The sequence below is a fragment of the Bacillus sp. F19 genome, assembly GCA_023823795.1.
Taxonomy (GTDB): domain Bacteria; phylum Bacillota; class Bacilli; order Bacillales; family Bacillaceae; genus Bacillus_P.
On sequence record CP085710.1, the window covers coordinates 2,397,632 to 2,409,739 of the forward strand.

At 38.7% G+C, this 12,108-nt stretch carries 6 protein-coding genes and 1 pseudogene; 5 read left to right on the forward strand and 2 right to left on the reverse strand.

All coding sequences use genetic code 11. From position 1 onward, the window contains the following. Positions 1–260 precede the first annotated feature (260 nt). From LIT25_12150 to LIT25_12160, 3 genes are all read left to right on the forward strand, one after another. On the forward strand, positions 261–1,112 hold the full coding sequence (locus tag LIT25_12150; GenBank protein USK35964.1) for an SDR family NAD(P)-dependent oxidoreductase: 852 nt from the start codon (positions 261–263) through the stop codon (positions 1,110–1,112). Between the two features lie 95 nt (positions 1,113–1,207). Continuing rightward, positions 1,208–2,494 (forward strand): FAD-dependent monooxygenase, encoded by a 1,287-nt coding sequence (locus tag LIT25_12155; protein ID USK35965.1) that lies wholly within the window; start codon positions 1,208–1,210, stop codon positions 2,492–2,494. A gap of 487 nt (positions 2,495–2,981) precedes the next feature. Further along, positions 2,982–3,578, forward strand: coding sequence for a TetR/AcrR family transcriptional regulator (locus tag LIT25_12160; protein USK35966.1), 597 nt, complete (start codon positions 2,982–2,984; stop codon positions 3,576–3,578). 165 nt (positions 3,579–3,743) lie between these two features. Here the strand turns inward: LIT25_12160 and LIT25_12165 are convergent. Then, positions 3,744–4,031 (reverse strand): annotated as a pseudogene (locus LIT25_12165) (integrase core domain-containing protein). Between the two features lie 109 nt (positions 4,032–4,140). After that, positions 4,141–4,464, reverse strand: coding sequence for a DUF4158 domain-containing protein (locus tag LIT25_12170; GenBank protein ID USK35967.1), 324 nt, complete (start codon positions 4,462–4,464; stop codon positions 4,141–4,143). Between the two features lie 1,011 nt (positions 4,465–5,475). On the opposite strand from LIT25_12170, the gene LIT25_12175 reads away from it, so the two are divergent. Beyond that, positions 5,476–8,052 (forward strand): DUF4855 domain-containing protein, encoded by a 2,577-nt coding sequence (locus LIT25_12175; GenBank protein USK35968.1) that lies wholly within the window; start codon positions 5,476–5,478, stop codon positions 8,050–8,052. A 267-nt stretch (positions 8,053–8,319) separates the two neighbouring features. Beyond that, positions 8,320–11,691 carry a discoidin domain-containing protein gene (locus LIT25_12180; protein USK35969.1) on the forward strand — a complete coding sequence of 1,124 codons (3,372 nt, stop codon included), beginning with the start codon at positions 8,320–8,322 and terminating at the stop codon, positions 11,689–11,691. The last annotated feature ends 417 nt before the right edge of the window (positions 11,692–12,108 follow it).

Sequence of the window (12,108 nt, forward strand, 5' to 3'; positions counted from 1 at the left end):
ACTCCGACAACGTAACTTTTGGATTAGGTTCAACTGTTAAACACAAAAAAGTTGTATGAAACAGAAGGCTTCATGGACATAACGCTTTTGTTTAATCGATTACTCTTTAAGTCACTAAAAAGCTTTTGGAAAAACTTTCATTTTTTTATTGAAGACTTATAAAAAATGTTTTATTCTATAAATGAATGAATTATTCATTCATTGTTAAAAAGCATTTTTTCTTTCTTTCAGTAAAAATCGATATAAGGGAGCGATTTACAATGGGCGAAAAGAAAGTATGGTTTGTAACCGGAGCTTCAAGAGGGTTAGGGCTTGCTTTAATAAAGCAATTGATAAAGAGTGGCGACTATGTTGCCGCAACTTCAAGATCGTTGAATGATTTAACGCAGGCAGTAAGCGATGATACGAAACAATTCCTCCCATTAACAGTTGACTTAACAAATGAAGCGAGCATACAACAAGCAGTCGAGAAAACAATGGAAACTTTTGGGAAGATCGATGTCATCGTCAATAATGCTGGTTATGGCTTAGGCGGAAGCATCGAAGAACTGACAGATCAAGAAATCCGTCTAAATTTTGATGTAAATGTATTTGCCCTATTGAACGTCATCAGAAAAACACTGCCTTATTTAAGGGAGCAAAGGTCAGGACATATTTTTAATATCGCTTCTCTTTCAGGATACGTGGGCAGTCCCGGTTTTGGCAGCTATAGTGCTACAAAATTCGCCGTAATTGGTTTATCCGAATCCCTTGCCGCCGAAGTTGAACCATTTGGCATAAAAGTAACTGTAGTGGCACCTGGCTTTTTTAGAACTAACTTCTTAAGCAGCAGCTCGGTAATGTATGGAAAAAATCAAATTGAGGATTACAAAGCAGTACATGAGGTAAAGGATTTTCTTGAAAATATGGTAGATGGGAAGCAAGAAGGCGATCCTGAAAAAGCAGCTTTGGCCATGATTCACATAGCTAACGAACCTGAGCCTCCCCTTCATTTATTGTTGGGCGCAGACGCCTATCAAATGGCTTCGGATAAACTTATTGCCTTACAAAAAGAATTTGATAAGTGGAAAGACATCACTTGCTCAACGAAGTTTGAAAACAAGCCTATTTGAAATTTGAATGCAAAGCATTAATGCCAGTACATCTTTAAAGGTGCAATTCCGGGAAAAATGTCATGATGACAAATCTAAAAACGGAGGGCAAGAATATGGCGGATTCAAATTTTGCACTGACACAAGGAAAAACAGAACGAGCGATTGTGATTGGAGGAGGCATGGCTGGATTGATGACAGCGAGAGTCCTATCTGATTATTATGAAGAGGTTCTCATCGTCGATAAAGATGAATTCCCCGAGAAGCCTGAAAACCGTCCCGGTACGCCGCAAGCCTTTCATCCCCATCGTTTCACACAACGCGGCAAGTCAATTACAGAACACCTCTTTCCTGGTTATGAGGAGGATTTATTGGCACTTGGTTCTCCCTCTTCGTTCAATAAAACCATTCATAACATGAATCATTACGGAAGCATGGTTGGTCAATATCCACGGAAAGATGTCAAATTTAGCAGAGCGATGCTCGAGTGGGTCATCCGCAATCGGGTGAAAGAGATTCCCAATGTTCGATTGTTTCCAAATCATGATGTAATTTGTTTTTCATCGAGTGAAGACAAAGAAACAATCACAGGAGTCCAAGTTCGGGACCGTAGGCAAGCCGGTAAGGAAAGACGATTAACGGCTAATATGATAATTGATTCGAGCGGACGTTTCTCTAAACTCGCAGAATGGCTTGAAGATTTAGGTTACGAGGTGCCAAAACCCGACCTCCTCAAAGTCAATCTCGGCTATAGCACTCGGCGTTATAAGGTACCTTATCATCTAACACATTTAGTAGAAAAATGGGATGTCATCAATATAGCAGGTCAACCTGCTAACGGAACACTCACAGGAGTTTTTTCCTTTATTGAAAACCATGTAGCTGAAGTATTGCTTTACCGCCCAGGCGGGCAATACCCCCCTATAAATGCTGAAGAATTTGAAAAGGCTGTTTCCGAACTTCCGAGCCCAGCCATTGCGGAAATAACGCAAAAGCTTGAACCGGTCACTTCTCCGCGAAGTTACCGTGTGTCGGAACTTTACTGCCAACGCTATGAAAAAATGAAACGCTGGCCAGCCGGATTGCTGGTCCTTGGAGATGCATTTTGCATTTATGATCCCATTTTCGGCCAAGGAATGACTGTTGCTGCAATAGAGGCAGAACTGCTTGAATCATGTTTTCACAAACAACGCACTGATCCAAAACCCTTATTTGAGCACAACGTTCTGCAAAAGATAAAAGCTACGATTGAACCCGCCTGGTGGCTGAACTGCGCCAATGACCTACAATGGGAGGGCGTCGAATATGAAGGGCATGAACCATTGAAAGGAATTTCTTTTGGCCGGAAATATATAGATCTGTTTCTCAAACAAGCTACGATCGAACAGAATTGGGAATTATAAGGACTGTATTGGTCAGTCAATACGTTGTCCGCCTCACCTTGTGAAATCTTGAATCCCAAAATGGCAATGGCCATTCTAACCTCTTCTGAGGAAGGTAAGCAAGTGCTCACTGAACTTTCGCAAGAATATGGGCAGCCATCGGAAAAGGCGTTAGCTGAAATTTTTCCTTCCTTTTCCGGGGCAACCTACCCTTCTATGAGTATATAAACATCTTTTCAAGTTAATAGAGAGTTAGCTATCCTGATCTTCCTTTCTTATAGAATGCCAAGCCATCAATGGTGAAGCTGATTTCAAGAAACGCAGGGATTCATCTTAAAGACATGTGGGCTTTTTCCGGATTAGTGAATTAAGAATTAAAAATGATATACCTCTTCTGGGCAATGTTTTTCATCATTAGCAACCATCATGACTGAGAATGATTGAATGGAACAAATAAATAATGTTTCGTTATGATCCTAACGAAATTTACCTAAGGAGTGAATGATCTTTGACACCTTTAAACGAGGAACAATTGCAGCAGATTCGTGATGAACGTAAAGAACAAATTATGGAAGCAGCCCTTAAGGTCTTTGCTCGAAGAGGCATCATCGGAACGAAAATGAGTATGATTGCAACCGAAGCCGGCATTAGCCCGGGTCTACTTTACCGCTATTTCAAATCAAAAGATGAACTTTTTACTACACTTGTTAAACAGGCAATAGAAGAGTCGGCTTCTGAAATGCAGAACGTCTATAAGCTGCCTGGATCGCCAATCGACAAAATCAGGACTCTGACTGAGGCTACACTTGACGAAAATGGTCAGCTTTACTTTATGCTCATTCACCAGGCACGTACATCAGACGAAGTACCAGAGGAAGCGAAACGGCTTATCGAACAATATTCCATGAAAACGTATGTCGACCAATTGGAACCTTTATTTGTGGAAGGGCAGAAAGCAAACCAAATTGCCTCAGGCGATCCCAGGAAACTGATTTCCTGCTATCTTGCCGTTCTTTCCGGCCTTATGACATTGAATATTCACGAGGATGAAAATTACCAAATACCAGAAGTCGACCTATTAATGCGGATCGTGACCGGTCCTTGACAACGCGACGATGCCCATCGTTTTTATAATCGCCTAGGATTTTTGGCGAGTCATGAAGGTATGAAGCTAATCTTGTAAATTGAAAACTTTAATAATGCTTACTTCATTAAAGGGCGCTATCCTTGAATTGAACTGGCCCATAGAAATGAGACATGAAAAAAGCACCTATGCTGCCTGTTCCCGAAATTCTATCGGGGACAGGTAGTTTAATTTTGCCTGAAGTCGTATTTTATTGTAGTAATAGATGAATTTTCTTACTTTTTCCACTACAATAGGGTTTGTAAGATCCTCTCGTGGCTGAGAGTAGAATTCTTCCGACTTTATCGTAGAGTGGAAGGATTCAATGACGGCGTTATCGAAGCAGTTGCCTTTCCGAGACATGCTTGTGATAATGCCGTTTTCTTTTGCTGAATTCTGAAAAGCACAAGAGGTATATTGCGATCCTTGATCACTAAAGGTTCAACTTTCCATTTACGAAAGAGACTGTATGCTTGGTTTTTTAAATAGTCTATATCATGTGTAAACTGAACTTGTTCTTCTAACCAATGTCCAAAAACGCTCATTATCTGTACGTGTAAGTTCCTGAATACCAAAATAATCCCTTATATTTTTTCGATGCCGGGTATAAGTTTTTTCTTTTCCACCCCCAACTATATTCGTCAAATCGATCAGGCGAAATACCCAATTGTTTAGCTATGTATTTGATCATTGTTTTAGGAACATCTTGTTTTTTACTCGGAAATTTAGCTTCCTGTTGAAAATATTTTAGTAATACAGCAAAGCGCAAACGATTCGTTTCTGTTTTATTCCCCATAGCTAAATGCAGTTCATTTGGCATTAACATAAAGTTTGCTAAAAGCTCTTCTTCAGTCCAATTTTTCTTCACTGGTTCTCCCTCTGATCTACATGTTTTATTATTAATATAATTTCAAACATAGAGAACCATCAAGGTAACTAAGAAGATAAGCATAACTAAACCATTTCCCTTTTATTGTAATCTATCTGACGGACTAGAGCAGTAACCCTGTGATTAGGCCTATTTAAAGTATTCGTCAATTATTTTTTTGATTTGGACAAGAATATAGGGTGAAAGTGGATTTAGATGGGAAGTCAGGGGAGTTTTAGTATTTCTATACTTTATGACTGTTCTCTTTCTGTAATGGCTGATCCTTCGTTTCTGCAAGAAACGACTTGCAGTTTCTTATTGCTAGATTCATGTGTAATTTAATAAGTCGTTTCATATTAGAAATTTCTTGAGGCAGGAGAAAAAATCCTGTCTTTTTGGTATTTAATTAGAATTATCAAGACGAGGATAATCCTTAATAACTAGTTAAATATTCATGGTTTGATTTGACTGCATATATGATCGAATATATTTTTCTTAACAAGTACGAGGTACACTGAATTTGCGAAAAAAGGGAAGACTGACGTCTCTCAATAATATGATTTCTTTCTCGTTCTCATCTTTCAATGGGACTCATTTTTTAACCATAAAACTACCAAATATATTCCATTATAATCATGTGATTGTTGTTGGTGAAAAAAAATACCCATTTTTATTTTTAAAAAGGATTTTTTCTTTACAATTCTAAAATCGTTGATATAATAATGAAAACGGTATCAATTTTCAGATAAAAATGAATAGTTAGAAAAAACGATACGTGTAAGAAATATTTGAATCTCTGCAAACTCTCTCCATCTAGTAAACAATCTACCTTTTTGAGAGTTTGTCAAATACCATACATACGTTTTTTGGACTGATGACCAATTTACAGCTTTGTTATTTCTCTTCTATTGCTATTGATACGAAAGGAGGTGAAATGGTTGAGCATTTTTTTTTGATTTTAGCAATCAAATAAAGATCGATTAATGGGGAGTATGAAAGGAGCGTAAAATGATGGGATCAATAAAGAAATGGGTATCCTTCACTGTTTTAGCAGTAATGATGCTGGCGCTGATTCCTATAGCACAAGCAGAAGAAGAACAGCCGAAGCTTCGTAATCTTGCGAAAGGTTTAGACTATGAATGGTCGGAGGGACCTGAGTCTAAATATCCTGATTCTGGGAACGAACTAACCGATGGGAAATACGGCAAATTGCAGCTGTCAGATCCAGCATGGGTGGGGCACGTGCAAAAAAAGACACGTGAAGTAGTGTTTGATTTAGGAGAGAAAAAATCTATTTCAAACATAAAGGCACATTTTTTACAAGATTGGCCAACAAACTCAATTCTAGTTCCGTTGACGGTCTCAATGTACGTCTCCGACGACAAGGAAAATTGGGGGACGCTATCCCATAAGTCTACAGAGCTTCTGTGGGGAGATGGGCCGCCACGAGAAGAATACTTTGTTTGGGATGGAAGCAAAGACGGTATTCCGAAAAATGAATCCAATGCAAAAATGGCTTATGCCCGGTATGTCAAAGTAACATTTACGATGCATACAAGGGCATGGACATTCCTCGATGAAATCGAAATATTGGGGCAGGATGGAAAGGTTGAAGGTGCCGAAAGTATTCCTCCTGAGCAGCCTGCATACCAACAACCGGGGGATGCTACAGCTGGAGTTCGCAACCTGTCATTACTATATAACGGACATTATAAAAGCGGAGAGGGAGATTGGACGAAGGATAGAATTATTCCTAATATCAGCTATGTGGATCAAAACGGAAACCCAGTCGACTGGTTCTTTGACAGCGTCCTTTATCTTGGTTTGACTTCCCCAGCAGGACGAGGATTCGGCGGAGGGGCGAACCTTCAAGATTGGAACTGGTATCTTAATAAGACTTTTGCCCAAAATGGCGATATGCAGCAGTTAAATGAAGCAGTCAAAGAAGTCGGATTAAAATTGAATGAGCCTGATCATAAAATGAAAGTAATTTTGATGGTGCCAGATCCTGGGGAATATATGACCGACTTTGGTGATGTAGATGGTGATGGCATATCTGAGAACTTCAATGCTTCAATAATCGGTGAGGAAAAAGCACTGGCAAACAGAGAAAAAGTTATCAATTGGTGGCTGACAAAGGTTAAACAAAACTGGATGGAAAATAATTATTCCAATCTGGAGCTTGTTGGCATGTACTGGTTGGAAGAACAAATAAGTACTAGCGAAACGGGGCCAGATTTACTCCGAAAAGTGAGTCATCTCGTTCATAATGAAGACTTGAAGTTGTTCTGGATCCCACACTTCTTAGCCTACAAGAGTCATATGTGGAAGGATGTCGGCATTGACGCCGCTGCTTTTCAGCCCAACTATTTCTTTGAGGAAATGAGCCGTACACGCATCGAGGATGCTGCATACCTGGCTAAGCAATATGGGATGGGGGTAGAAATGGAATTTGATGACCGTATGCTAACAGATGATGTATTCCGTCAGCGATTTATTGATTACCTTAACGGCGGCGTTGAATACGGCTATATGCAGCATGCTTTTAAAGCATATTATCAAGGAAATAATGCTATTTATAACACTGCAATAAGCAAAGACCCTAAAACACGGATTTTGTATGATTGGCTTTACCAATTTGTGAATGGGACTTACATTAAGGATCAAACAGCACCAGAAGTAAATGCGATGATAAACGGTAGCGTGCTTCAAAATGAAATCAGCGTACATGATACAGAAAAACTCCATTTTACCTGGGAAGTGAAGGATGACAATAGTGGAATTTCCAAAGTTTCTGCTTTCTTTAATGGCAAGACATACAATGAAGGAACAGACATTGATTTTGCAGGGAAGCCTGGAAAACATGAACTTATTATAACTGCAGCTGACTTAGCTGGAAATGTTAATAAGAAGTCTTATTTGATTAATGTTACGACAAGTGCAGCTGATATGAAGACACATGTCCTGCGCTTTGAAAAAGCGGGGGAATTTGAAAGCCAAGGTACTGCTCGTTCCTTACAAGCCCATTTGGATGCGGTAAAGCAATTCGAAGAAAATGCTGAAAAGTTTATATATCACCTAAAAAGTTTTAATGCATTGCTGGATGATCATAAAAAGAACCAGTTAATTTCGGAAAAAGTATACGATATTTTGAAAGCAGACACGGGTTATTTGCTTGGTAACCTTGCGTTAAATAAATCTGCAGAATCGTCAGCAATTGAACCTTTTAGACCTGATTTAACTCCTGATAAGGCGGTAGATGGCAATTATAGTACGAGGTGGTCGAGTGCTTACGCAGACGATGCCTGGTTCTCTGTCGATCTTGGCGAGCAAAAAGCAATAGACACGGTAGTCATACAATGGGAAGGTGCCTTTGCAAAAAAATATAAGATTTTAGTTTCGGACGATAAGGAAAATTGGACAAATGTAATCAAAGATAACAGCGGAATAATTGAGGGACAAGGCGGAAAAGAAACATTGAGTTTTGATAAAGTAAGGGCGAGATACGTTAAATTTCAAGGGGTAGAAAGAGCGACTGATTACGGATATTCTTTCTATGATTTTGGAGTATACCAGTATGGAAACTAATAGCGAGAACACAGATCTGAATGTAAAAACCGTTTGGCGATATTGAAACCATATGGCCGGCAAATAGAGAATGAAGCAATCTCTAGAGGATATAAAATTCCAGGACTGTTTTACAATCTTTGATTAAGTATAAATACACCCGCCCAATTTCAGAGACTGGGCGGGACTACTAGAAAGGGTAGAAGAAAACATTGCTATCCTATGTTTGGCGAAAAGAATCTTCTGGTAGATGTGAGGGATGAAATACATATTTAGGATGGGGAAACTATGATCTTTAAAAAAACGTTCGGTTTGATTGTATTAATGATGATTCTTACGATTATTCATTCTTTAGTCAGGCCTGAGCAGATTTTTGCTGAAACAAAAAACCTCGCTTTAGGTAAAACGGTATCTGCTTCAGGTAATGAAGTAGAATGGCTTTTTGCGGAGAATGCTGTTGATGGAGATCCTGCTTCAAGATGGTCATCTGCTATAGAAGATGATCAATGGTTAATAGTTAATCTTGGAAAAAATGAAAATATATCACGAGTAGTCATTAATTGGCAAACCCCTGCTGAAAGATACAAAATTTTAGTCTCTAAAGATAAGGAGCATTGGGTAAATGTTAAAGAAGACGATGGGGTACTTACAGCAGGAGGGAAGAAAGATACGATCGAGTTCGATAAAGCAGAAGCCAGATATGTCAAATTTCAGGGAGTAAAGAGAAGACCAGTAGAAGGTATATTATACGGATATTCAATTTTCGAATTTGAAGTATACGAAGACAAAGATCCTTTAACTGAAATAATAAAGGATATTAGAGAAAAAATAAGTATCGAAAAAGGACAAAAAGAAATCGTTCTGCCTAAAACACCTGAAGGATATAAAGTTACTTTATATGGAAGTGATCGACTGCCTGTTATCGATGCAAAAGGCCGTATTAACAAACCATTGGTAGACGCTAAGGTAAATCTTCTTTTGCAGGTTGAAGATGAGAGTGATCCTGATAATAAAATATCTGATAATGTTCTTGTAACCGTTCCTGGACAACATGTACAAACGGAGGATTTAAATCAAGAGCCGAGAGTAATACCGTCATTGCGTGAATGGTATGGCAGAACAGAGAAATTTGCATTGGCAAAGACTTCAAAGATCGTCGTGAATAAAGCAGACAAAGATGCTCTCGGAAGAACAGCTGAATTAACCAAAAATGATATAAAAGAGATTACAAATCTTAATTTGGAGATTACTTACGGTACTCCAAAAGCGGGAGATATATATTTATCCTTAGATGATTCATTAACGTCTCTCGGGGAAGAAGGGTCCATCTTTGATGTTGAAGATTACGTATCCATAAAATCATCGAAAGTTAAAGGTGTATTTTATGGGACAAGGACAGCTCTGCAAATATTACAACAGGATGAAAAACACAAATATATCCCAAAGGGGATTGCAAGGGATTATCCGAAATATGAAGATCGAGGGTTTATGCTGGATGTAGCTAGGAAATTTTATTCCATTGAGTTCTTAAGGGATTATGTCAAGCAAATGTCCTTTTATAAGATGAACCGTTTTCAAATACATTTGAATGATGATGTAGGCACTCCATTTCCTGATGGCACAAAAGCAGCCTTTCGATTGGAGAGCGAAAAGTATCCTGGTCTAACGAGTAAAAACGGTTTTTATACGAAAAAGGAATTTAGAGATCTTCAGCAGCTCGGTATGGATTATGGCATTAATGTCGTTCCGGAGATTGATACTCCAGGACATTCTGGGGCATTTATCAAATATGATCCAACTTTAGGAACAGCCAATAATCTGGACATAACTAAGCCCAAAACAGTGAATTTTGTTAAAGGCTTGTTTGATGAATATATCGATGGTGATAATCCGGTTTTCATAGGACCAGATGTTCATATTGGCACTGACGAATATTCGGGTAATGATAACGAGGCATTCCGAAAATACATGGACACACTTATTAACCATATTAACAGTAAGGGCAAGCATCCGCGTCTATGGGGTGGGTTGACAAAGCATGATGGTGAAACACCAATCAGCAATAATGCAACAATGGATATTTGGTATGAACCATATGGCGGAGCACAGCATGCAATTGATCTTGGATATAATATCGTAAATGTTTATACGAACCTTTTATATATTGTTCCACAATTATATGCGGACTATTTAAATTCCGGGTATCTTTATAACAATTGGGAGCCAAATAATTGGGTTGAAACGGTATTGCCATTCGGACATCCGAACGTTAAGGGTGCAATGTTTGCATTATGGAATGACATTTCCACAGCAAAGGGAGTTTCAATGGCTGATTCCCATCACAGAATTCTGCCTGCAATGCAGGTGGTGTCAGAAAAGATGTGGTCTGGAACAAGTGCAGACAAGGATTTCAACAAGTTTGAAGAAGATGCATCCAAGATCGGAGATGCTCCAAACGTCAACCTATCTCATAAAATTCATGTTGGAAATAAAGATGGAAACGTCGTCAAATACCTTTTTGAAGAGAAGTTCAGGGATTCATCAGGCAACGATTTTGATGGTTCCGGAAAAAATGTGAAGATGGCTGATGGGCTGTTTGGGAATGGGGTAAAGTTTAATGGCGGAGAAAGTTACATTAAAACACCTTTACGATCATTGGGCTTTGGCTGGACCATCTCTATGTGGGTTAAACCAGATGCCGACAATCCGGATGATGCCGTACTGCTCGAATCGCCTGAAGGTCAATTAAAGCTTTCTCAAGGGGATACCGGAAAATTAGGGTTCTCAAAGGAAGGCTATCATAGTGTTTTCGATTACAAAGTTCCTGCAGGTGAATGGACACATCTGCTGTTGACAGGCGATAGCAGTGGTACATCTCTTTTTGTAAATGGCAGTAAATATGCTGAAAGCCTTAAAGATGGCGGAAAGCTTGAAACATTTGTTTTACCTATGCAGAGAATAGGGAGTAAAACAAACTCGTTTAAAGGTGTAATTGATCATGTGTCAATTAATAATAAAGCCGTAGATTTACATGGTAATTTGGCATTGAATAAAAATGCGGAATCGTCAAGAGCAGAATCTTCTACTTATTCATCGGATAAAGCTGTAGACGGGAAATGGGATACAAGGTGGTCAAGTGCTTCAGAAGATGATGCATGGTTTTTAGTTGATCTTGATGAACCAATTGAAATTAACAAGGTATCGATTGCGTGGGAGACTGCCTACGCTAAAAAATATAAAATTCTAGTTTCAGAAGACAAGGAAAATTGGACAAATGTGATTAAAGATAACAATGGGATAGTAACGGGAAGCGGTGGCAGAGACAATATCACATTTGACAAAGTAAAAGCCAGATATGTTAAATTTCAAGGAATTGAAAGGGCAACGATCTTCGGGTATTCTTTCTATGAATTTGAGATTTTTTCTGACAAAAACCTAGTAGGAAATAAAACGGATCTGAAGAATCGTTTGACTGAAATCAATAGTGAAAACCTGAAAGAATCTAAATATACAAAAGAAAGCTGGCAACATCTCGAGCAGGCGCAGCAGGTAACCGAAATCACACTGAACAAACTGGACGCAAACCAAGCGGAGATCGATGATGCATTAGCCGCTTTGAGTAAAGCACGTGACGGGCTGGAAGAAAAGCAATCGTCATAACTGCCTCCAGTTTGAAAGGACGTGTGGAGATCTTTTATTTTTGAAACTGGCAAGGAAAAAATTCCTTGTCAGTTTTATCTAACAGGTTCACAAATTATATGTAGTTTAATTGAAACCGCAGGGGCTAAAGCAGAAGGACTAGCACTTTTTCCTGGTCAACATAATCAACCTAGGATGGCTGGTTAGTCAAAGTTAAATAGAGATAATATCCTCCTTATTAAAAATAAATGGAGGATTTTTCCATTTTTACATTGAATGTATTTCTGAATAGTGCTAATATTTAGGTTAATAGAGATTAAGTTTTCCACTTTTATTAATACATAATTTATGAGCAAAAGTTTTAAAAAGGGCGCAGAGATTCCAAAATCATTAACTCTGTATTCATAAGGATTTATGTTTTACCTATCGGCGAGTAAT